Consider the following 21,805-nt stretch of genomic DNA (forward strand, 5'->3'; position numbering starts at 1 on the left):
CGTTGGGGAAGGGGTGAAAAAACTACTAACCGGAAAGTGTTATTCCAGAAAAGCAAAACCCCCGGCGGGCCGGGGGTTTTTGACTTGCGTGTGCTGTTACTCGTCAAGGAACGAGCGCAGGTGCTCGCTTCTTGTCGGGTGACGCAGCTTGCGCAGTGCCTTGGCTTCGATCTGACGAATCCGCTCGCGGGTTACGTCAAACTGCTTACCAACCTCTTCCAGCGTGTGGTCGGTATTCATGTCGATGCCGAAACGCATGCGCAGAACCTTGGCTTCACGGGCGGTAAGGCCCGACAGCACTTCGCGTGTGGCTTCTTTCAGGCTTTCAACAGTGGCGACATCGATTGGCGACTGCATGGTCGAGTCTTCGATGAAGTCACCCAGATGCGAATCTTCGTCGTCACCGATCGGGGTTTCCATGGAGATCGGCTCTTTGGCGATCTTCAGTACCTTGCGGATCTTGTCCTCAGGCATTTCCATGCGTTCGCCCAGCTCTTCCGGAGTCGGTTCGCGACCCATTTCCTGCAGCATCTGGCGGGAAATACGGTTGAGCTTGTTGATCGTCTCGATCATGTGCACCGGAATACGGATGGTGCGTGCCTGGTCGGCGATCGAGCGAGTGATCGCCTGACGGATCCACCAGGTTGCATAAGTCGAGAACTTGTAGCCACGACGGTATTCGAACTTGTCCACCGCTTTCATCAGACCGATGTTGCCTTCCTGGATCAGATCGAGGAATTGCAGGCCGCGGTTGGTGTACTTCTTGGCGATGGAGATCACCAGACGCAAGTTCGCTTCGACCATCTCTTTCTTCGCGCGGCGGGCCTTGGCCTCACCGATCGACATGCGACGGTTGATGTCCTTGATCTCGGCAATCTTCAGGCCGGTTTCTTCTTCGAGCGCGGTCAGCTTCTGCTGGCAACGCTGGATGTCCGGCTGCAGACGGGCAATGGCTTCGGCGTACTTGCTCTTGCCTTTGGCCAGTGCGTCGGTCCAGCTTTCGTCAACTTCATTGCCCGGGAACTGGCGCAGGAAGTCGGCACGCGGCATGCGGGCATCACGAACACAGAGTTGCATGATCGCGCGCTCTTGGGCGCGGAGGCGATCAAGTGCACTGCGAACGCGCTCTACCAGGCCTTCAAACTGTTTTGGAACCAGTTTGATCGGCATGAACAATTCGGCCAGGGCAACCAGCTCGGCGATGGAATTCTTGTCTTCACGACCGAATTTCTTCAGCGCCTTGCGGGTGATTTCCATCTGGTCGGCAACGGCGCCAAAGCGCTGCTGGGCAATGACCGGATCAGGACCGCTTTCGGCTTCTTCTTCATCGTCGGAAGCGTCGCCCGATTCTTCCTCGTCATCGTCGCTGTCGTCAGCCTTGGCTGCCTTGGCGTCGAGAGGTGGCGGGACTTCGGCCGGCGGTGCAATGCCGTCGTCCGGGTCGATGTAACCGCTCAGAACGTCGGACAGGCGGCCGCCTTCGCTCGTGACACGCTCGTATTCGGAGAGAATATGATCAACCGTGCCAGGGAAGTGCGCGATGGCGCTCATCACTTCACGGATGCCTTCCTCGATACGTTTGGCGATTTCGATTTCGCCTTCACGGGTCAGGAGTTCAACGGTACCCATTTCGCGCATGTACATACGCACGGGATCGGTAGTACGACCGATGTCGGTTTCAACCGCTGCCAATGCTGCGGCCGCTTCTTCTGCGGCGGCTTCATCGGTATCGGCATCGGCCAGCATCAGGGCGTCTGCGTCCGGAGCACTCTCGTGTACCGGGATCCCCATGTCGTTGATCATGCGGATGATGTCTTCCACCTGCTCAGGATCTGAAATATCCTCAGGCAAGTGGTCGTTGACCTCTGCGTAAGTCAGATACTTCTGCTCACGACCCAGGGTGATCAACTCTTTGATACGAGACTGCTGTTGCGCTTTTCCGGACATAACACCCTATCCACTGAAGGTCTTGGCGGGCAAAAAACAAGCCGAGGATTATACCCGAGCTATGACCTCACGCGCCAGTTGAGGTCGGGTTTTGTGCAGAAACATTGCGATTATATAGCTGGACGAGCAGGGTTTTTTCCTCTGCTGTCAGGCCGATTTTGCTGCCTTTATCGACCAGTTCATCAATGCGTCGCACACGTTGTCTATCTGATAGCCTAGTTATAGTGTCGAAAAACTGTTGTTCAAGGTTATCGGCCTCGATCAACCATTCCTTTTCTGCCAATGCGCGCAGCAATCGGCCCTGTTCCGTGCCATGCCAACGCGCTATCAATTGTAACGACCGAAGATTCGGATTCTTTTGCCTGGCCTCGATCAAGGCGACCAGTAACTGCGCCTGTGCGTGGTCTTCTGCGGCGAAATGGCTCGCATTTTCGACTTTCTCGGCCAGTTCCGGGTGATGCAGCAGGGTTCTCAGTGCCGCTTGCAACGGCGGTTCTACGGCCGTTGGTACACGTGGTGCACGAGGTTCGAACTCCTGACGCTTGCCCTTTTTGTCCCAGGGCTTCTTGTCCCATTTTTTCTGATTCTGACCACCGGTTTTCTTGGGCGTCCATTGCGGCTGCTCTTCGTAGCCGCCTTGCTGCTGGTAATCCGCGAAATCCGGCATTGCGTCGTAATCGACGTACGGATCGTAGCTGGGAGGCACATCTGCAGGCGCACTTTGTACCAGCTGGCTGACGGCTTCGTTGTTGAGGCCGGTGATTTCGCTCAGGCGCTGACGCATCAGCGTGCGCAGATTGGCGCCGGGAACCTTGTCGATCAGCGGTGCTGCGAGGGTGGCCATGTGGGCCTTGCCTTCGAGGGAGCGCGGGTCGGATTCCCTGGTCAACTGCTCGAAAAAGTAGTCGGCCAGCGGCTGGGCATGCTGATTGATGCGCGCCTTGAAAGCGTCGGTGCCTTCGGAGCGCACCAGGGTGTCCGGGTCTTCGCCTTCGGGCAGAAACAGAAAGCGGGCGCGGCGTCCGTCCTGCAGGCTCGGCAGCGTGGCTTCCAGTGCGCGCCATGCGGCATTGCGGCCAGCCTGGTCGCCGTCGAAACAGAACAGCACGTTGGGCACGACCCTGAATAGCCGTTTCAAGTGCTCTTCGCTGGTTGCGGTGCCGAGTGTCGCGACGGCATTGCGCAGGCCTTGCTGGGCCAGGGCGATGACGTCCATGTAGCCCTCGACGACGATGATTTCGTCGAGGTTGCGATTGTGTTTGCGTGCCTCGAACAGGCCGTACAGCTCCTGGCCCTTGTGAAAGACAGGGGTTTCAGGGGAGTTCAGGTACTTGGGTTTGTCGTCGCCCAGTACCCGGCCACCAAAGGCAATGACGCGGCCTCGTGAGTCGCGGATCGGAAACATGACCCGGTCGCGAAAACGGTCGTAGCGCTTGCCGGTTTCCGCGTTCTCGATCAGCAGGCCAGCATCGATCATGACCTTTTGCTGAAGCGTGTCGCTGCTCAGGTGCTTGTAGAGGTTGTCCCAGCCGGGCGGGGCGAACCCCATGCCGAAGTCCCGTGCGATCTCGCCGGACAGGCCGCGACCCTTGAGGTAGTCCACGGCGGCCTTGCGCATCGGGTGGCTTTTCAGGGCCTGACGATAGAACTCGGCGGCGGCTGCCAGCAGCGGGTACAGCGGGGAGTCGGTCGGCTGGCGCGGCTTCTGGCCTTTGACGTTCTGTTCCCGGGGGACTTCCATGCCTGCTGCTTTGGCAAGCTCCTCGACCGCCTGGGGAAAGTCCAGGTTGTCGTGGTCCATGACGAAGCCAAGCGCGTTACCGCCTGCACCACAGCCGAAGCAGTAATAGAACTGCTTGTCCGGGCTGACGCTGAAAGAGGGTGTTTTCTCTTTGTGGAACGGGCAGCAGGCGCTGAAATTCTTCCCGGTTTTCTTCAATTGCACGCGCGAGCTGACAACATCGACGATGTCGGTGCGGTTCAGAAGGTCGTCAATGAAGCTTTGGGGAATCAGCCCTGCCATGGCGTTCTCGTCATCAGGCGTATTACGAAATTATCGTGGCGAATCTGTAAGCGTGCGCGAACATTTCAGCCGCCTTTGTCAGCAAGAATAGCGAGATGCGGGCGGGTATCGGCATCCGATAATCGGGCCTGCAGCCTTGAAAGGAAATAAGTGTGCAGCGATTTCATGTGAATTCGACTCAAGCCTTGAGCTTTGGTGTTCACTGAGTGATCGCAAGAGACGCTGCCTTGGCTGAGCTTCTTGCGAAGTCATCAAGGCATGCTCGTCATGCTCATTGATCAAGCCTGCCCGAAGGACAGATCGATCAACGTTGCCTGAAGCAGGCTGGACGTGCTTTGACGGATTTGTCTTGGTCGCGTGTGCGGCTTCGACAGCCTCTGTCAATGAAGCGTGAGGCTAGTGCTCCAACTGCCGACAGCCCGGCTTTGATGGCCGGGCAAGGCAGAAGCTTGCGACGTAAGGCTGTAAATTAATACAGACGAACGGCGCGGCGCTGTTCGCGCTGGACTTTCTTGGCGTGACGCTTGACAGCAGCAGCTGCCTTACGCTTACGCTCGGAAGTCGGCTTCTCGTAAAATTCGCGGCTACGAACTTCAGCCAGAACACCGGCTTTTTCGCAGGAGCGCTTGAAACGACGCAGAGCTACGTCGAAGGGTTCGTTCTCTTTAACTTTGACGGCTGGCATCCAGAGCTACCTTCATTCATTACCGGGGTCAACGCCTCGTGCAAACACTGCACAAAAGTACGTCGGTTTTTAAGGGTTGCGGATGTTAACCCCTCATTGAGAGGAATGCAAAGCCTCTGATCGAAAACCGCTGGTCGGAGCCTTTTGCGACGACTATCATGCGCGCCTTCAAATCTGCCCCCTACAAGGCGCAAACCCATGTTAGTACTGGGATTAGAAACTTCCTGCGACGAAACCGGCGTCGCTCTTTACGACAGCGAACGCGGTTTGCTGGCTGATGCATTGTTCAGCCAGATCGACCTGCATCGCGTTTATGGTGGCGTGGTGCCGGAGCTGGCATCGCGTGATCACGTCAAGCGCATGCTGCCACTGATTCGCCAGACGCTGGCCGAAGCGGACTGTGTCGCGACCGATATCGATGCCATTGCCTACACGGCCGGGCCAGGTCTGGTCGGTGCCTTGCTGGTGGGTGCGTCATGTGCCCAGGCCCTGGCATTCGCCTGGGATATTCCGGCCCTTGGCGTTCATCATATGGAAGGCCATCTGCTGGCGCCGATGCTTGAAGAGCAGCCGCCACAGTTTCCGTTCGTCGCCTTGCTGGTATCCGGCGGGCATACGCAACTGGTTCGGGTCGACGGTATCGGTCGCTATGAACTGTTGGGCGAAACCCTGGATGACGCCGCGGGCGAGGCTTTCGACAAGACTGCCAAGATGATGGGCCTGCAATATCCGGGTGGTCCCGAGATTTCCCGTCTGGCGACTCGCGGTGTAGCGGGGCGTTTTGTATTTCCGCGTCCGATGACCGACCGTCCGGGCCTGGAATTCAGCTTCAGTGGTCTGAAAACCTCTGCACTCAATGCCTGGCAGCAGTGCCAGAGCGCTGGGGACGACAGCGAGCAAACCCGTTGCGACATCTCTCTGGCCTTCCAGCAGGCGGTAGTGGAGACTTTGACCATCAAGTGCAAGCGGGCACTCAAGCAGACCGGCCTCAAAAGCCTGGTCATCGCCGGTGGCGTCAGTGCCAACAAGGCGTTGCGAGAGTCGCTGGAGAGCATGCTGGCGGACCTGCGCGGTCATGTTTACTACGCTCGTCCCGAGTTCTGCACCGATAACGGCGCGATGATCGCATTTGCCGGTTGTCAGCGTCTGCAGGCGGGCCAGAAGGAAGATTTGAGTATCAGTGTGCAGGCACGCTGGCCAATGGAGCAGTTGTCGGGTATCTGAGGTGCGCGTGCCGAAGGTGAGCCGTTTTCATGCGCTTCTTCAGAAATGCCGTTCGCGCCCGGCGAGCAGGTCGCGTAGATTGCCGCGATGACGCCAGACGATCAGCAGGGTCAGGACGCTCATGGGCAATAATGCCCGGGGTTCCTGCCAAGCCAGCAGTGGCAGGGTCAACGGTGTGGCGATCAGCGCGGCGAGCGAACTGGTGCGGGTCAGGTAGAACGTCAGCAGCCAGGTCGTGATGGCCAGGGCCGCGGCGGGAGGATAAAGCCCCAGCAGCATGCCGGCGGCGGTTGCAACGCCTTTGCCGCCCTTGAAACGAAAGTACAACGGAAACAGATGGCCCAGTACGGCGCAAAGGCCTATCCAGGCCTGGTCCCGCGGGTCAAGGCCGCCAAGGCTGGCCAGCAGTACGGGGAGCAGGCCTTTACAGAGGTCGCCTATCAGGGTCAGGACGGCCGCTTTTTTACCGGCCAGACGCAGCATGTTGGTCGCGCCCGCATTGCCCGAGCCACTGGCACGTGGGTCCGGGCTGCCATTGAGGCGGCTGAGCAGGATGGCGAAGGACAGTGAGCCGAGCAGGTAGGCGAAAATAGCCAGTGACCAAAACATGCTAACCATTCCGGGCGAGGATGCCCTGATTCTAACGGCGCATCGCGCCCTTGTCGTGCAGTGGAGAGTAGTGCTTGGACAGAGTTTTCATTGACGGTCTTGAGGTCGATACAGTGATCGGCGCTTATGACTGGGAACGTGGCATCCGCCAGTGCTTGCGGCTGGACCTGAGTTTTGCATGGGATAACCGCCCTGCCGCAGCGGGTGACGACCTGAGCAAGGCCCTGGACTATGCGAGTGTTTCCGCTCGTATCCAGGCTTTTGCCGAGCAGGCGCAGTTCCAGTTGGTGGAAACTTTTGCCGAGCGTCTGGCCGAAGTGCTGATGAGTGAGTTTCATATTCCCTGGCTGCGTCTGAGGCTGACCAAGCCGGGCGCTGTCGCCGCTGCCAAGGGCGTGGGCGTGGAGATCGAGCGCGGATGTCCCTGACTCGGGTTTTTCTTGGGCTCGGCAGTAATATCGAGCGCGAAAGGCATTTGCATGCCGGGCTGGATGCGCTCGATTCATTCCTGAGCGATCTGACCTGCTCTCCGGTCTTCGAAAGCCAGCCGGTGGGAATCAAGAGTGGTCCGTTCTTCAATCTGGTCGTCTCGGCCCTGACCGACCTGCCGCTGCTGGATCTGGACCGCCGTTTGAAGATGATCGAAGCCGATAGCGGTCGTTATGCACCGGATCGCAAAGGCTTGCCGCTGGATATCGATGTGCTGCTGTATGGCGAGCAGGTCGGTAACTTCGACGGTTTGATCCTGCCGCGTGCAGAAATCCTCAAGAACGCCTTTGTGTTGTGGCCCTTGTCACTGATCGCGGCAGACCGCCTGCATCCGGGTGTTGGCGTGCCTTTCGGCACGCTCTGGGCTGATGCTCAGATCGATCAGCAGCTGTGGCCTGTGGCGTTCGAGTGGCGCGGAAAGCAACTGACGCCAGAGGGCGTGTAGGAATAATCCCGATCAGTTAAAGCAATACTGTCACTTGTGGGAGGAGCCTTGGCCGCGACGACCTGCTCACAGGCAACACATTTTTAGCGCCTGAAAGCTGGCTGTCGCGGCCAAGGCCCCTCCCACGGATTGTGACCTTGCCTCTTGACTGATCAGCATCCGCGAAGCGCAGCGCACTCGGCCTTGTACACCTTGAGTGCATCCAGCCTTTCGTTTTTCAGCGCATTGCCCAGGTCCTGTCCCTTCAAACCCTTTTCCACCAGCGGCTGTACCGCAACGGTTCGGGCTGCATGGGCTGCGCCGCGCAGATAGTCAGCCTGTGGATAATTGCGCTCCTCGAAACCGTCGCGTCCACGAGCGTCCATCTCGCAAGCCACAATGAATTCTTCAAAGCGTTGCGGGCGACGGTAGACGTCGAAGCTGTGCAGTAGCTCCAGCAGGGTCAGGGGTTTCAGCTCAAGGGCGCGATGTCCATGAGTGTGATACTGGCCAACCAGCAGCGCCAGTTCCTGACATTCCTTCGGCACCTTGAAGCGCTCGTTGACCGCTTTTATCAGGCGCAGGCCTCTGTGTTCATGGGCGATATGCCGAGGCCATTCGGATTCCGGTGTCAGCCCTTTGCCCAGATCATGCAGCAGGCAGGCCCAGCGTACGCTCAACGGCTGTTGATGAAGGGCGGATTGTCCCAGCACGCTGAGTACATGCTTGCCTGTGTCGATTTCCGGGTGATGGGCGGCAGGCTGCGGTACGCCGAACAGCGCGTCGACTTCGGGAAGCAGTTCCTTGAGAGCGCCGCAGTCATGCAGCACCTGAATGAAAACCTGAGGCTGATCTTCCATCAGCGCCCGGGAGATTTCCTTCCAGCTGCGCTCGGGTGTCAGGGCCTTGAGTTCACCGGATTCGCTGAGCTGGCGCATCAGCTCCAGTGTTTCGGGCGCTATGCTGAAACCCAGAGGTGCATAGCGGGCTGCGAAGCGGGCGACACGCAACACTCTGAGCGGATCTTCGGCGAACGCGGGGGAAACGTGGCGCAAGATCCTGGCTTCGATATCATGCTGTCCGCCATAGGGATCGGTCAGATTACCGTCCTTGTCTTCAGCTATGGCATTGATGGTCAGGTCGCGGCGGATCAGGTCCTGTTCGAGTGTGACGTCAGGGCTGGCGTGAAAGACGAAGCCGCCGTAACCAACGCCGCTTTTGCGCTCGGTGCGGGCCAGTGCGTATTCCTCACCCGTCAGTGGATGAAGAAAGACCGGAAAATCGGTACCTACCGGACGATAGCCTTTGACCAGCATCTCATCGGCGCTGGCGCCTACGACGACCCAGTCCGTGTCGGTAACGGGTTGACCCAGCAGGCGGTCGCGTACAGCGCCACCAACTTTATAAATCTGCATAAAAACCTCCGTAAGCACGACAGGATAAACCTGAGTCGTCCCTACGGAGGTTAAAAGTTAACAACATTCTCTGCTGCTACGTTCTTCAGAGATGAACGACAGCCATGTCGAGTCGCGGGTAATCACCCTCGGCATGCTCTCCGCGTGGCGGGACATGGTGAGTTTTCATCACCTGATCGCCTTGCAGGGTTTCCAGATGGATATCGAAGCCCCACAAGCGGTGCAGGTGTTTGAGCACTTCGTCCGTGGAGTCGCCCAGCGGTTTGCGGTTGTGTTGTTGGTGGCGCAGTGTCAGCGAACGGTCGCCACGGCGGTCGATGCTGTAGATCTGCACGTTGGGTTCGCGGTTGCCCAGGTTGTATTGAGCGGCCAGCGTTTCCCGAATGGTCCTGTAACCGGCTTCGTCATGGATGGCGGGCACCAGCAGGTCGTCTTTCTGATCGTCATCCATGATGCTGAACAGCTTGAGGTCACGAATGACCTTGGGCGACAGGTACTGGAGGATGAAGCTCTCGTCCTTGAAGCTGGACATGGCGAACTTGATTGCCGTCAGCCAGTCTGTGCCGGCAATTTCCGGGAACCAGCGGCGATCTTCTTCGGTAGGGTGTTCGCACATGCGCCGAATGTCCTGGTACATGGCAAAACCCAGCGTGTACGGATTGATGCCGCTGTAATAGGGGCTGTCGAAACCCGGCTGGTAAATCACGCTGGTGTGCGACTGCAGGAACTCCAGCATGAAACCGTCGGTGACCAGGCCTTCGTCGTACAGGTCGTTCATCAGGGTGTAATGCCAGAACGTTGCCCAGCCTTCGTTCATCACTTGGGTCTGGCGTTGCGGGTAGAAATACTGGGCAATCTTGCGGACGATGCGCACCACTTCGCGCTGCCAGGGTTCCAGCAGCGGCGCGTGCTTCTCGATGAAGTACAGGATGTTTTCCTGCGGTTCGGCCGGGAAGCGGGCGTTGTCTTCCTTGCTGCTCTTGTCGGCGCTTTTCGGGATGGTGCGCCACAGGTCGTTGATCTGCCGTTGCAGGTGCTCTTCGCGATCCTTCTGTCTGCGTCGTTCTTCCTCGGCGGAAATCGGGTAAGGCCGCTTGTAGCGGTCGACACCGTAGTTCATCAGGGCATGGCAGGAGTCGAGCAGGTCTTCCACTGCATCGATGCCATGGCGCTCTTCGCATTGCATGATGTACTGCTTGGCGAAGACCAGGTAATCGATGATCGAACTTGCATCGGTCCAGGTGCGGAACAGGTAGTTGCCCTTGAAGAAGCTGTTATGCCCGTAGCAGGCGTGGGCAACTACCAGTGCCTGCATGCAGATGGTGTTTTCTTCCATCAGATAGGCAATGCACGGGTCCGAGTTGATCACGATCTCGTAGGCCAGACCCATCTGGCCGCGAGTGTAGGATTTCTCGGTGCTCAGGAAATGCTTGCCGTATGACCAGTGGTGGTAGCCCAGCGGCATGCCCACCGAGGCATAGGCATCCATCATCTGCTCGGCCGTGATGACCTCGATCTGGTTTGGATAGGTATCCAGGGCATAACGCTCGGCGATACGGCTGATTTCGCGGTCGTAGGCCTGGATCAGTTCAAATGTCCACTCGGACCCCGTGGAGAGGGGTTGGCGCTTCTGCTCTCTAGCGGTCATGTCACTAACCTGCGCTGGAAGAGTTCACGGAATACCGGATAGATATCGCCGGCTGAGACCAGCTGTTGCTGGGCAAAGGTGTCGGCAAATTCTTCACCGATGCGTTCGTATTCGAACCATAGGGCCTGATGCTCTCGGGGCGTGATCTCCACATAGGTGTAGTACTGCACGAACGGCATGATCTGCTTGGTGAGGATTTCGCGGCAGATCGGTGAGTCATCGTTCCAGTTGTCGCCATCGGAAGCCTGGGCGGCATAGATGTTCCATTCGTTGCTCGGATAGCGCTCGGCCATGATCTCCTGCATCAGTTTCAGGGCGCTGGAAACGATGGTGCCGCCGGTTTCCCGTGAATAGAAGAATTCCTCTTCGTCCACTTCCCGGGCGCTGGTGTGATGGCGAATGAACACGACTTCAATCTTGTCGTAGTTTCGCTTGAGGAACAGGTACAGCAGGATGAAGAAGCGCTTGGCGACATCCTTGGTTGCCTGGGTCATGGAGCCGGAGACGTCCATCAGGCAGAACATCACCGCCTTGGAGCTTGGATTGGGTTGCTTGACCAGCAGGTTGTACTTGAGGTCGAAGGTGTCCAGATAAGGCACACGACGAATCCTCGCTTTCAGGCGGTCGATTTCTACTTCCAGTTCCTGAATATCGCCGAAGTTGTCCGGTTCTTCGCGCTTGAGACGCTCCAGCTCGTTCACTGTTTCCTTGAGCTTGGCGCGGCTGCTGCCGGACAGGGCGATACGGCGTGCATGTGCCGAGCGCAGGGTCCGGATGATATTGATGCGCGAGGGGTTGCCCTCGTTGCTGATGCCTGCGCGTACGGTCTTGAAGGTGTCGGTGCCGGTCAGGTTGCGTTTGACGAGGTTGGGAAGCTCCAGGTCCTCGAACATGAATTCGAGAAATTCTTCCTGAGTGATCTGGAAGACGAACTCGTCCATGCCTTCGCCGGAGTTGCTGGCCTTGCCAGGCCCTTTGCCACCGCCACCGCCTTGCGGACGGGCGATGTGCTCGCCGCTGGAGAATTCCTTGTTGCCGGGGTGCACCACCGTCTGTTTGCCACCACGGCCATGATGAAGCACCGGCTCGTCGATATCGCGACCGGGAATGCTGATTTGTTCGCCATGCTCCATATCGGTTATGGAGCGACGGCTGACGGCTTCTTCCACTGCTTTTTTGATGTGATCACGATAGCGCCGCAGAAATCGCTGGCGATTTACCGTGCTCTTGTTCTTGCCATTGAGGCGTCGGTCAATCACATAACTCATAGGCCCTCCGGGCAGCCGCAAGTAGAAAGCAGCTTCAAGCCACAAGCTGGCGACGGTCGTATCTGTCGAACCGGCCGTTCCAGCCTGTTGCCTGATGCTTGTAGCTTACCGCTGCATCACTGCGACTTGCGCACGCGCAGATACCACTCGGAGAGTAGACGCACCTGTTTGTCGGTATAGCCCCGCTCGACCATTCGGGTGACGAAGTCGTTGTGTTTCTGTTGATCCTCTTTGCTGGCTTTGGCGTTGAAGCTGATGACTGGCAGCAGGTCTTCGGTGTTGGAGAACATTTTCTTCTCGATCACCACGCGCAGTTTCTCGTAGCTGAGCCAAGTCGGGTTCTTGCCGTTGTTGTTGGCGCGGGCACGCAGCACGAAGTTGACGATTTCGTTGCGGAAATCTTTCGGGTTGCTGATGCCAGCAGGTTTCTCGATCTTTTCCAGTTCTTCGTTCAGGGCAACGCGGTTGAGAATCTCGCCGGTTTCCGGATCGCGGTATTCCTGGTCCTGAATCCAGAAGTCTGCGTAAAGCACGTAGCGGTCGAAGATGTTCTGGCCGTATTCGCTGTAGGACTCCAGGTATGCGGTCTGGATTTCCTTGCCGATGAACTCGATGTAGCGCGGTGCCAGGTATTCCTTGATGAAGCGCAGGTAGCGTTCACGGGTTTCGGCCGGGAACTGTTCCTGTTCGATCTGCTGTTCGAGCACATAGAGCAGGTGCACCGGGTTGGCAGCGATCTCGTGGGGGTCGAAGTTGAAGACCTTGGACAGAATCTTGAACGCGAAACGGGTTGAAAGGCCGTTCATGCCTTCGTCGACGCCCGCGCTGTCTCGGTATTCCTGGATCGACTTCGCCTTGGGATCGGTGTCTTTCAGGTTTTCGCCGTCATACACGCGCATCTTGGAGTAGATGTTGGAGTTTTCCGGCTCCTTGAGGCGCGACAGGGTGGTGAACTGCGCCAGCATCTTCAGGGTGTCCGGCGCGCAGTGCGCCTTGGCCAGGGAGCTGTTGAACAGCAGTTTGTCGTAGATCTTGATCTCATCGCTGACGCGCAGGCAGTACGGCACCTTCACGATGTAGATCCGGTCGATGAAGGCTTCGTTGTTCTTGTTATTGCGGAAGCTGTGCCATTCCGATTCGTTGGAGTGGGCCAGCAGGATGCCGGTAAACGGAATCGCGCCCAGGCCTTCGGTACTGTTGTAGTTGCCTTCCTGGGTCGCAGTCAGCAGCGGGTGCAGGACCTTGATCGGCGCCTTGAACATCTCGACGAATTCCATCAGGCCCTGGTTGGCCCGGCACAGTGCGCCCGAGTAGCTGTAGGCATCGGCGTCGTTCTGCGGGAATTCTTCCAGCTTGCGGATATCGACCTTGCCGACCAGTGCGGAAATGTCCTGGTTGTTCTCGTCACCCGGCTCGGTTTTCGCCACGCCGATCTGGTTGAGAACCGATGGATAGAGTTTCACCACTTTGAACTGGCTGATGTCGCCCCCGAACTCAGCCAGACGTTTTGTCGCCCATGGCGACATGATGGTATTGAGGTAACGCCGCGGGATGCCGAAGTCTTCTTCGAGAATTGCGCCGTCCTCGGTTGCATTGAACAACCCCAGCGGTGACTCGAAGACCGGCGAGCCCTTGATGGCGTAGAAGGGGACTTTTTCGATCAGTTGTTTGAGCTTTTCAGCCAGAGACGATTTGCCGCCACCCACCGGGCCGAGGAGATAGAGAATCTGTTTCTTCTCTTCCAGGCCTTGGGCTGCATGGCGGAAATACGACACGATCTGGTCGATGCATTCTTCCATGCCATGGAAGTCGGCAAAGGCCGGATAACGCCGGATTACCTTGTTGGAAAAGATCCGCGACAACCGTGAGTTGGTGGAGGTGTCCACCAGCTCCGGCTCGCCAATGGCCATCAGAAGACGTTCTGCGGCAGAGGCGTAGGCGCTGCGATCCTGTTTGCAGAGCTCCAGATACTCCTGTAAGGAGAGCTCTTCCTGACGTGTGGTTTCAAAGCGTTGTTGGAAGTGGCTAAAAATACTCATGACGTCACCTCGCTCGATACGTTGAGCCGGCGGCGGATCGTCAGTCGATGCTGGCAGCAGCTGAGTATCCAGATGCCGTTTACCCCCCAGAACACCATAAAAGTAACTACCGATGACCCACGCGCCGGTGTACCGGCTCTCCCCTGATTACGGATGGCCTGAGGCTAAGGATAGTTCGGATTCGGAAAGATAAAGAAGGGATGAGCGAGAAGTGTGGCTGACCGTTCGTCAGTTTGGGCGCGAACCCGCGCAGGACGCGGGATCAGCCGGATAAAAATATTTTTTCAGAGTGTGCCGGGTGTTTCTGCGTGTCTGCACCAGCATCCGTTCTGTCGTTAACCCTGCGCCGTTTCGTCAGGGAAGGTGTTGCGCCACAACTCGAACCCGCCGTCGAGGCTGTAGACGTCGGAGAAGCCCTGGCCCACGAGGTAGGCGGCGGCACTCTGGCTGGAGTTGCCGTGGTAGCAGACCACTACCAGCGGTTTGTCCAGATCGGCCTTGGCGATGAAGTCGGCGATCGAGTGATTGTCCAGGTGTTGCGAATCGGTAATGTGATTGCTGGCGAAAGCCTGCGGATCACGAATGTCTACCAGTACGGCACCCTGTTCGCGAAGGGCATGGGCCTGTTCAGGGGGAATGCGTTTGAATTCGGTCATGGCTGGACTCCTGAGCTGATCTTTTAGCGCCGGGCCTCGCTGGCCTCTGGCTGGGGAATTGGGGATGTTGCCAGCCGCGTGGCGGCATTGCCGACAGCATCGCAATCGCAGCGGTGACGTTCAAGGGTGTCGACGTTCATCAGGGTCATGGCGCCGCCCCATACACACCCGCTGTCCAGCGCATAGACGCCGGGTTCATCGCAATTGCCTTCAAGGGCTGCCCAGTGGCCGAAGATGATCTTCAGGTCACGGGTCTTTCGATTCGGGTGCTTGAACCATGGCTCGTAGCCTGGCAGGGCGGTTTCGATGCCTTCCTTGCTCTTGAGGTCGAGCTTGCCTTCGCGGGTGCAGAAACGCATGCGGGTGAAGTAATTGGTGATCACCCGCAGTCGTGTCACGCCTTGCAGATCGTTGTCCCACTTGACGGGTTCATTGCCGTACATGCCGTCCAGGAAAGGTTCGTACAGGTTGTCGTCCTGCAGGGCCTGTTCGACTTCGCTGGCGTATTTGAGGGCTTTCTTCAGTGACCACTGCGGAGGAATGCCTGCATGGGTCATGGCGATATTGCGCTGTTCATCGTAATGCATCAGCTTTTGCCGACGCACCCAGTCCAGCAGGTCGTTGCCGTCGGGCGCCTCGATGATTTCGCGCAGGGTGTCTGATTTCTTCAGGCGCTCGATGTTCCGCGATGCAGCCAGCAGATGCAGGTCATGGTTGCCCAGCACGCAGACCACGGATTCGCGGATGCTGTAGAGAAAGCGCAGCGTCTCCAGCGACTGTGGGCCGCGATTGACCAGGTCGCCTACCAGCCACAGCTGATCCTTTGCAGGATCGAACCGGACATCGCCCAGCAGGCACTTCAGGGGCTCAAGGCAGCCTTGCAGATCGCCAACGGCATACACAGCCATCAGTGAAGGGAGCCCGGAACGGCGAGGCGGAAGGGCGCAATCACTGCATCGAAGCGTTTACCGTCCTCGGCGAGCATCTGATAGGAGCCTTGCATGTTGCCGACTTTCGTCGTCATCACCGTGCCGCTGCTGTAGGTATGGCTCTGGCCTGCCTTGATCAGTGGCTGCTGGCCCACGACGCCCTCGCCACGCACTTCTTCGACATTGCCGTCGCCGTCGGTGATGACCCAGTGCCGTGACAGCAGTCTGGCCGGCAGCTCGCCGTTATTCTGAACGGTGATGGTGTAAGCGAAGGCGAAGCGATTCTGCTCGGGTTGGGACTGTTCTGCGAGGAAGCGCGTGACGACGCTGACGTCGACCTGATAACGGGAATCGGGCATACGGTAGACCTTGAAAGCTATAGCGGAAAAAACTGGAGCGTTCGATAGACAGGTCAGTTTAGGACAAGTAAACGGAAAATGACTAATGGCACATGGCCGTTTACTTGTCCTTTCAGGTTATTCCACTGCTGCCTTTTCGCTGAGTTTGTCCGCCAGACGGACGAATGCTGCAAGATCCAGTTGTTCGGGACGCAGGCTGCCATCGACACCGGCGGCTGCAATCTCATCGGCACTCAGCAGCAGCTTCAGAGTGTTGCGCAGGGTCTTGCGGCGCTGGTTGAAGGCTTCGCGCACCAGGCGTTCCAGCAGGCGGTGATCCTTGGCTGGATGAGGCAGTGTTTCATGGGGTACCAGACGGACGATGGCCGAGTCCACTTTCGGAGGCGGGTTGAACGCTCCCGGGCCTACGTTGAACAGGTGTTCCACACGGCAATGGTACTGAACCATGATCGACAGGCGGCCCCAGTCGCCACCACCCGGTCCGGCTGCGAGGCGCTCGACCACTTCCTTCTGCAGCATGAAGTGCATGTCGCGGATCAGTGCTGCGTTCTGCAGCAGATGAAAGATCAGTGGCGTGGAGATGTTGTAGGGCAGGTTGCCCACTACACGCAGGCTGTTGGGCGCAGCACCCAGGCTGTTGAAGTCGAACTTCAGTGCATCGCCCTGATGCAGATTGAAGTTCGGCTTGCCTGCGAACTGGCCATTGAGGATCGGGATCAGGTCCTTGTCCAGTTCGACCACGTCCAGGCGTGCGCCGCTGTTGAGCAGGCCTTCGGTCAGGGCACCCTGGCCCGGGCCGATTTCCAGCAGGCGGTCTTCAGGCCTGGCGCGAATGGCGCGCAGGATCTTGTCGATAACGCCTGCGTCGTGCAGGAAGTTCTGCCCGAAGCGCTTGCGCGCCCGGTGTTGGTATTGCTCGGTCATGAATGAGTCTCGGCCATCTGGTAGGCGGTTTGCAGGGCTACTTGCAGGCTGCCGGTGTCGATCTTGCCGCTGCCTGCCAGATCCAGCGCAGTGCCATGATCGACGGAGGTGCGGATGATCGGCAGACCGAGCGTGATGTTGACTGCCGCGCCGAAACCTTTGTATTTCAGCACGGGCAGGCCCTGGTCGTGATACATCGCCAGCACTGCGTCGCAGTGCTCCAGATATTTGGGGGTAAACAGAGTGTCGGCAGGCAGCGGGCCTCGCAGGTCGATGCCTTCGCTGCGCAGACGCTCCAGGGTTGGTTCGATGATGTCGATCTCTTCGCGGCCCAGATGGCCGCCTTCCCCGGCATGGGGGTTGAGGCCGCAGACCAGAATGCGTGGCCGGGCGATGCCGAATTTGTTGACCAGATCGGCATGCAGGATGCGTGTGACGCGCTCAAGGCGTTCCGGTGTGATTGCATCGGCAATGTCGCGCAATGGAAGGTGAGTGGTCACCAGTGCCACGCGCAGATCACCCGTAGCCAGCATCATCACCACCTGTTCGGTGTGAGTCAGCTCGGCAAGAAACTCGGTATGCCCGGAAAAGGCGATGCCGCCTTCGTTGATCACACCCTTGTGGACAGGAGCGGTGATCATCCCGGCGAACAGACCGTCGACACAGCCTTGGGCGGCGCGGGTCAGGGTCTCCAACACAAAGGCCGCGTTCGCCTTGTCCAGCGTGCCGGTTACCACTCTGGCTTGCAGCGGGGTATCCCAGACATACAGGCTGCCAGCAGGCGCCGGTTGCTCGGGAAAGGCATCGGGAGTGACGGCAATCAGGTTGACGGCCATGCCCAACTGCGTGGCCCGCTCCAGGAGCAGGTCACGGTTGGTAATGGCAATCAGGGGGTGTGGCTGAGGCTGAGTGGCGAGCAGCAGGCAAAGGTCAGGACCAATGCCGGCCGGCTCGCCGGGTGTCAGTGCGAAACGCTTTGGTTTCACTGTGCAGCCTGGGCCGCGCCGGGAAGCTTGATCTCGACGTAGGCTTCGTCACGGATCTGACGCAGCCAGGTTTGCAGCTCTTCGTCGTACTTGCGGTTACGCAGTACGAGCAGGGCTTGCTGGTCACGGGCCTGGCTGGTGGCGTCGGTGGCGCGACGACCAAGAACTTCCAGGATGTGCCAGCCGTAGGCTGTCTTGAACGGCTTGGACAATGTGCCTTGCGGCGTATCGTTCATGGCTGCACGGAATTCCGGAACCAGCGAGTTGGGGTCAACCCAGTTCAGGTCGCCGCCGTTGAGCGCCGAGCCAGGATCTTCCGAGAAGCTCTTGGCCAGTTCGCTGAAGTTCTCGCCAGCTTCGATGCGGTCATAAAGCTTGGTCGCCAGACGACGTGTCTCTTCTTCGCTGCGGATTTCGCTTGGCTTGATCAGGATGTGACGCACATGCACTTCGTCGCGCATCTGGGTCTGGCCTTCGCCGCCGCGTTTTTCCAGCAGCTTGAGGATGATGAAGCCGCCCGGTGTACGTGCCGGAGGCGTTACTTCACCCGGACGCATGGAACTGAGCATGTCACCGAAAGGTGGTGGCAGTTGAGCAGCCTTGCGCCAGCCCATGTCGCCGCCTTCCAGTGCGCTTTCGCTTGCCGACCGTGCAACGGCCAGTTGAGCGAAGTCGGCGCCTTTCTGCAGTTGACCGTAGATATCCTGAGCCTGACGGGCCGCCGCCTGGATCGCATCCGACGAAGCGCTGTCCGGTGTTGCGATCAGGATATTGGCCAGATGGAACTCTTCGGACAACTGAGCCTTACCCAGGTCGGAGGCCAGGAAATTCTTCACTTCCTGCTCGGAGACCTGGATACGCTCTGCCACACGACGCTGACGCACACGGCTGATGATCATCTCGCGACGAACCTGCTCCCGGGCATCGTTGTAGGACAGGCCGTCATGAGCCAGGGCAGCACGGAACTGCTGGACACTCATGTTGTTGCGCTGGGCGATGGTTTCGATGGCCTGGTTCAGCTCTTCATCGGTAATGCGAATGCCGGAGCGTTCGCCGATCTGCAACTGAAGGTTTTCCAGGATCAGACGATCGAGTACCTGCGACTGCAGCGCTTCGGCCGGTGGTGTACCGGCTCCGCGCTTGGCAATGGTCTGCTGGACTTCGCGAACACGCTGGTCCATCTGGCTTTTCATGATCACGTCGTTGTCGACGATGGCCACTACGCTGTCCAGAGGTTGAACCGCTGCATGAACAGCGCCGCTCAGGAGTAATGCGCCCAGCATCAGCGGGCGCAGACAATCAGAAAGCTTGGTCTTCACGTTCACGATAACCTTGAATGCCTTTGTCGAGGAAGCTCTCTACTTTGGCGCCGGTAACGCCGCCCAGTCCCTTCAACACAATTTGTAGGAATACGCCGCGGTCGCCTTTCTCGTTCTGAGGAGCAGCCTGGCTGTATTCGTCGTAGTCGACCCAGTAGCGGTTGATCAGACGCAGTTTCCAACAGCAGTTGTCGTACTCGAAACCACCAAAGGCTTCAAGGGTACGGTCGCGGTTGTAGTCATACTGCCAGCGGCTGATAAGGCTCCATTGCGGCACGATTGGCCAGATGACCGAGAAATCGTGTTGCTGGATCTTGTAGTAGTCCTTCACGTAGCCCGGTTGACCTGGCGTGCCATAGTCACCACCGCCCACTGTCCAGCGACCGGTGTTCTCGTCATAGCGGACCTGGTCGTTGCGATAGCGATAACCGGCGTTGATGATCTTGCCCGGGTTATCTTCAGGCTGGTAATGCAGCATGGTGCTGCCCGAACGCGTGCTGCGGCTGTCCGGATCCCAGTTGAAGTCGGAGTTGATACGGAAGTCGCGGTTGAAGCGATATTCGTGCTCCAGCGCATAAGGCGAAACATTGGCCTTGGCATCGTCGCGGTCGGCGAAGGTGATACCTGGCAGTTGAACCTTGCGATCGCTGAAGTACACCGCCTGACCGATGCTGAAGCGCTGACGCTCAAAGCCGTTCTCTTCGATCCAGCGGTTGGTGACACCGAAGGAAAGCTTGTTCTCGTCACCGATACGGTCGTAACCGGTAAAGCGGTTGTCGCGGAACAGGGACGAGTAGTTGAACGTGCTTTCACTCGTGTCGAAAACCGGAATGTCTTCCTGGTTCTCTTCCGGCACGTAGAGATAGAACATGCGCGGTTCCAGTGTCTGGCGATAATCCTTGCCGAACCACTGGGTATTGCGGTCGAAATACAGGCCGCTGTCGACACTCACGATAGGCAGACTGCGGGTCTGTTTGCTTTCGAAGTCAGTGACGGCGGCTCTGCCGCGGCTGTCCAGATCCAGATCGTACTGGGTGTAGACATACTTCAGTTTCGGCGTCAGGAAACCATAGGTCCAGTTCATCGGCAGGCTGACCGACGGAGCCAGGTTCAGACGATCACCGTTGGCGCGAGCCAGGCCGGCCACGTTGGTGTCCAGACGAGCTTCCGGGTTACCGTCCTTGTCGAAGTAGGTACCGCTCTGCAGGTCGCGCTCGAAGCGCACGGCTTCGGTTTCATAATCGAAACGCAGGCCGGCAGGGTTGTATGGCAGCGTGCCGTTGAGCGTGAGTTGTGGCACACGGTCATACGGTGTGATGTTGGCGATCGATGCCAGTTTGTAGGCATGGACGTTGAGCATTGCCCTGTAGCTGTCACCGCGATAGGTCAGGGACCCTTGCTGGTTGAGGAACTCGGGTGTGTTCACGCCGATCTGGTCGGTGTCCAGATCCTGGAAGTAGTACGGGTCGCTGATGTCGGTGTAATCGACCTTGGTCAGCCAGCGGGAGTCAAGACCACCGGTGTGCTGCCAGTTGAGCATCCAGCGCTTTTTCTCGTACTCGGACTGCAGTCTGCGCTCGTCATCTTCGTCATTGAGGTAAGCGCCGCCGAACTGGCCTTCGCTGCTCTTGGTGAGATAACGGAATTCGCCTTCCATCAACAGGCCGCGGTCGGCCATGTAGCGTGGGTACAACGTGGCGTCGTAGTTGGGCGCCAGGTTGAAGTAGTAAGGCGTGACCAGAGTGAAGCCGTTGTCGCCACCGGCAGCAATGGTCGGCGGCAGGAAGCCGGACTGGCGACGGTCGTCGATCGGGAAGTAGATATACGGCGTGTAGAGTACCGGTATGTCCTTGACCCGCAGCGTGACGTTGGTCGCGGTGCCGAAACCGGTGGCCGGGTTCAGCGTGATGTTGTTGCCCTTGAGCGTCCAGGCGTTGCTGCCCGGTTCGCAGGAGGTATAGGTACCATCCTTGAGGCGGATGATCGCGTTCTCTGCACGCTTTGCGTAGCGCGCGTTACCGCGAATGTTCGACTTGTGCAGGACGTATTCCGCGTTGTCGACCTGGGCTTCGCCGGTGTCGAGTTGCAGTTCTGCACGATCGCCGACGATCAGGGCGCCGTTGTCGCGCAAACGGACATCGCCGTTGAGCTCGCCACGGTTCTCGGCCTGATACAGAGCGGCTTCCTGAGCCTGGGCCTGCATGCTGCCCTGACGCAAGACGACATCGCCAGCCAGGGTCGCGATCTGCTGTTCCTGCTCGTAGCGCGATGCCTTGGCACCGACGAACAGGGGAGCATCGCTCTTGGGCGTCTTGTCATCCATGCCTGGACGGATCGGCTCGACATAGGCTCCCGAGCAATAAGGACCGGTTTCGGCCAATTGCGCAGCCGTGAGCTTTTCACGGGGAACCCAGTCAAGGTGGCTGTAGTCAGCACTACGCGACGCCAGACCTTTACCCTTGGCTTCGCTGACCAGTTTGGTCGTGTCGACAGTCGTTCCGGCCGTGGTGCCTTGCGAAATCACTGTGCCGTTGGAGCTGACCTCGGTCGCGCTGTGCACGGGACGTGGAGGCAGCGCTGCAGCAGCCGTATTCGATTTCGGCGCACAGTTCCAGGCACCCGAAGCAGAGACTGAGCAGTCATACTGTTCCGCGGCAACCACGAACTGAGTGGCCAGGGGTTGCATCGCCAGCAGACTGCCGGTTACGAGCAACGGAAATTTTTTACGAAACGCGGGGGATTTCAATGCCATCTTATTAGTCCGGGCTTCCTGCGCGCCATCTGCCCGCGGGGGGGCCGCACGCCTCTCGATGGGCTGAAAAAGATCCCGGATAATAAAGCATGACCCGCTTGACGGCTAG

At 58.4% G+C, this 21,805-nt stretch carries 18 protein-coding genes; 3 read left to right on the forward strand and 15 right to left on the reverse strand.

Annotation, left to right across the window (positions count from 1 at the left end; genetic code table 11):
- Positions 1 to 96: 96 nt before the first annotated feature.
- The 3 genes from rpoD to rpsU all read right to left on the reverse strand — a co-directional run bounded on the left by rpoD (position 97) and on the right by rpsU (position 4,655).
- Positions 97 to 1,947, reverse strand: coding sequence for an RNA polymerase sigma factor RpoD (gene rpoD / locus KQP88_RS02975; protein WP_200994996.1), 1,851 nt, complete (start codon positions 1,945 to 1,947; stop codon positions 97 to 99).
- Between the two features lie 67 nt (positions 1,948 to 2,014).
- A complete protein-coding gene (dnaG, locus tag KQP88_RS02980) occupies positions 2,015 to 3,970 on the reverse strand; it encodes a DNA primase (protein ID WP_216704808.1) in 1,956 nt (651 codons plus the stop codon).
- 469 nt (positions 3,971 to 4,439) lie between these two features.
- The gene (rpsU, locus tag KQP88_RS02985; protein WP_002551877.1) at positions 4,440 to 4,655 is read right to left on the reverse strand and encodes a 30S ribosomal protein S21; all 216 of its coding nucleotides are present in this window, start codon (positions 4,653 to 4,655) and stop codon (positions 4,440 to 4,442) included.
- A 198-nt stretch (positions 4,656 to 4,853) separates the two neighbouring features.
- Here rpsU and tsaD point away from each other — a divergent pair, with 198 nt between their 5' ends.
- Positions 4,854 to 5,879 carry a tRNA (adenosine(37)-N6)-threonylcarbamoyltransferase complex transferase subunit TsaD gene (tsaD, locus tag KQP88_RS02990; RefSeq protein ID WP_200994994.1) on the forward strand — a complete coding sequence of 342 codons (1,026 nt, stop codon included), beginning with the start codon at positions 4,854 to 4,856 and terminating at the stop codon, positions 5,877 to 5,879.
- A 39-nt stretch (positions 5,880 to 5,918) separates the two neighbouring features.
- Here the strand turns inward: tsaD and plsY are convergent, their stop codons facing one another.
- On the reverse strand, positions 5,919 to 6,488 hold the full coding sequence (gene plsY, locus KQP88_RS02995) for a glycerol-3-phosphate 1-O-acyltransferase PlsY (protein ID WP_200994993.1): 570 nt from the start codon (positions 6,486 to 6,488) through the stop codon (positions 5,919 to 5,921).
- 74 nt (positions 6,489 to 6,562) lie between these two features.
- Between plsY and folB the strand changes: the two genes are divergently transcribed.
- Both folB and folK read left to right on the forward strand, forming a co-directional pair.
- Positions 6,563 to 6,916, forward strand: coding sequence for a dihydroneopterin aldolase (folB, locus tag KQP88_RS03000; protein WP_198724423.1), 354 nt, complete (start codon positions 6,563 to 6,565; stop codon positions 6,914 to 6,916).
- On the forward strand, positions 6,907 to 7,422 hold the full coding sequence (gene folK, locus KQP88_RS03005) for a 2-amino-4-hydroxy-6-hydroxymethyldihydropteridine diphosphokinase (protein WP_200994992.1): 516 nt from the start codon (positions 6,907 to 6,909) through the stop codon (positions 7,420 to 7,422). Before folB ends, folK begins: the two co-directional genes overlap by 10 nt.
- Positions 7,423 to 7,574: 152 nt before the next feature.
- Here folK and KQP88_RS03010 read toward each other — a convergent pair whose 3' ends face one another.
- The 11 genes from KQP88_RS03010 to KQP88_RS03060 all read right to left on the reverse strand — a co-directional run bounded on the left by KQP88_RS03010 (position 7,575) and on the right by KQP88_RS03060 (position 21,696).
- Entirely contained in the window at positions 7,575 to 8,816 is a 1,242-nt protein-coding gene (locus tag KQP88_RS03010) for a multifunctional CCA addition/repair protein (RefSeq protein ID WP_216704809.1), read from the reverse strand.
- 85 nt (positions 8,817 to 8,901) lie between these two features.
- Positions 8,902 to 10,464, reverse strand: a complete 1,563-nt coding sequence (locus KQP88_RS03015; protein ID WP_200994990.1) for a SpoVR family protein — start codon at positions 10,462 to 10,464, stop codon at positions 8,902 to 8,904.
- The gene (locus KQP88_RS03020) at positions 10,461 to 11,732 is read right to left on the reverse strand and encodes a YeaH/YhbH family protein (RefSeq protein ID WP_198724432.1); all 1,272 of its coding nucleotides are present in this window, start codon (positions 11,730 to 11,732) and stop codon (positions 10,461 to 10,463) included. The genes KQP88_RS03015 and KQP88_RS03020 overlap by 4 nt, the downstream gene beginning before the upstream one ends.
- Positions 11,733 to 11,848: 116 nt before the next feature.
- Entirely contained in the window at positions 11,849 to 13,771 is a 1,923-nt protein-coding gene (locus tag KQP88_RS03025) for a PrkA family serine protein kinase (protein WP_117166856.1), read from the reverse strand.
- A 335-nt stretch (positions 13,772 to 14,106) separates the two neighbouring features.
- Positions 14,107 to 14,427 (reverse strand): thiosulfate sulfurtransferase GlpE, encoded by a 321-nt coding sequence (gene glpE, locus KQP88_RS03030; RefSeq protein ID WP_200994989.1) that lies wholly within the window; start codon positions 14,425 to 14,427, stop codon positions 14,107 to 14,109.
- A gap of 23 nt (positions 14,428 to 14,450) precedes the next feature.
- Entirely contained in the window at positions 14,451 to 15,335 is an 885-nt protein-coding gene (locus KQP88_RS03035; protein WP_216704810.1) for a symmetrical bis(5'-nucleosyl)-tetraphosphatase, read from the reverse strand.
- A complete protein-coding gene (gene apaG / locus KQP88_RS03040) occupies positions 15,335 to 15,715 on the reverse strand; it encodes a Co2+/Mg2+ efflux protein ApaG (protein WP_200994987.1) in 381 nt (126 codons plus the stop codon). Before apaG ends, KQP88_RS03035 begins: the two co-directional genes overlap by 1 nt.
- Positions 15,716 to 15,832: 117 nt before the next feature.
- Positions 15,833 to 16,639, reverse strand: coding sequence for a 16S rRNA (adenine(1518)-N(6)/adenine(1519)-N(6))-dimethyltransferase RsmA (gene rsmA, locus KQP88_RS03045; RefSeq protein ID WP_216704811.1), 807 nt, complete (start codon positions 16,637 to 16,639; stop codon positions 15,833 to 15,835).
- Positions 16,636 to 17,625 (reverse strand): 4-hydroxythreonine-4-phosphate dehydrogenase PdxA, encoded by a 990-nt coding sequence (gene pdxA, locus KQP88_RS03050; RefSeq protein WP_216704812.1) that lies wholly within the window; start codon positions 17,623 to 17,625, stop codon positions 16,636 to 16,638. Before pdxA ends, rsmA begins: the two co-directional genes overlap by 4 nt.
- A complete protein-coding gene (locus KQP88_RS03055; protein WP_200994984.1) occupies positions 17,622 to 18,944 on the reverse strand; it encodes a peptidylprolyl isomerase in 1,323 nt (440 codons plus the stop codon). The genes pdxA and KQP88_RS03055 overlap by 4 nt, the downstream gene beginning before the upstream one ends.
- Complete coding sequence (locus tag KQP88_RS03060) at positions 18,925 to 21,696, reverse strand: LPS-assembly protein LptD (protein ID WP_216704813.1); 2,772 nt, start codon at positions 21,694 to 21,696, stop codon at positions 18,925 to 18,927. The genes KQP88_RS03055 and KQP88_RS03060 overlap by 20 nt, the downstream gene beginning before the upstream one ends.
- Positions 21,697 to 21,805: the final 109 nt, after the last annotated feature.

Origin of the sequence: Pseudomonas lijiangensis (genome assembly GCF_018968705.1) — a bacterium.
In the GTDB taxonomy this organism is placed as follows: Bacteria; Pseudomonadota; Gammaproteobacteria; order Pseudomonadales; family Pseudomonadaceae; genus Aquipseudomonas; species Aquipseudomonas lijiangensis.

Coding starts and splice junctions, on each gene's coding strand:
- rpoD (WP_200994996.1), bottom strand. CDS start 1,947: ATGTCCGGAAAAGCGCAACAGCAGTCTCGTATCAAAGAGTTGATCACC.
- dnaG (WP_216704808.1), bottom strand. CDS start 3,970: ATGGCAGGGCTGATTCCCCAAAGCTTCATTGACGACCTTCTGAACCGC.
- rpsU (WP_002551877.1), bottom strand. CDS start 4,655: ATGCCAGCCGTCAAAGTTAAAGAGAACGAACCCTTCGACGTAGCTCTG.
- tsaD (WP_200994994.1), top strand. CDS start 4,854: ATGTTAGTACTGGGATTAGAAACTTCCTGCGACGAAACCGGCGTCGCT.
- plsY (WP_200994993.1), bottom strand. CDS start 6,488: ATGTTTTGGTCACTGGCTATTTTCGCCTACCTGCTCGGCTCACTGTCC.
- folK (WP_200994992.1), top strand. CDS start 6,907: ATGTCCCTGACTCGGGTTTTTCTTGGGCTCGGCAGTAATATCGAGCGC.
- KQP88_RS03010 (WP_216704809.1), bottom strand. CDS start 8,816: ATGCAGATTTATAAAGTTGGTGGCGCTGTACGCGACCGCCTGCTGGGT.
- KQP88_RS03015 (WP_200994990.1), bottom strand. CDS start 10,464: ATGACCGCTAGAGAGCAGAAGCGCCAACCCCTCTCCACGGGGTCCGAG.
- KQP88_RS03020 (WP_198724432.1), bottom strand. CDS start 11,732: ATGAGTTATGTGATTGACCGACGCCTCAATGGCAAGAACAAGAGCACG.
- KQP88_RS03025 (WP_117166856.1), bottom strand. CDS start 13,771: ATGAGTATTTTTAGCCACTTCCAACAACGCTTTGAAACCACACGTCAG.
- glpE (WP_200994989.1), bottom strand. CDS start 14,427: ATGACCGAATTCAAACGCATTCCCCCTGAACAGGCCCATGCCCTTCGC.
- KQP88_RS03035 (WP_216704810.1), bottom strand. CDS start 15,335: ATGGCTGTGTATGCCGTTGGCGATCTGCAAGGCTGCCTTGAGCCCCTG.
- apaG (WP_200994987.1), bottom strand. CDS start 15,715: ATGCCCGATTCCCGTTATCAGGTCGACGTCAGCGTCGTCACGCGCTTC.
- rsmA (WP_216704811.1), bottom strand. CDS start 16,639: ATGACCGAGCAATACCAACACCGGGCGCGCAAGCGCTTCGGGCAGAAC.
- KQP88_RS03060 (WP_216704813.1), bottom strand. CDS start 21,696: ATGGCATTGAAATCCCCCGCGTTTCGTAAAAAATTTCCGTTGCTCGTA.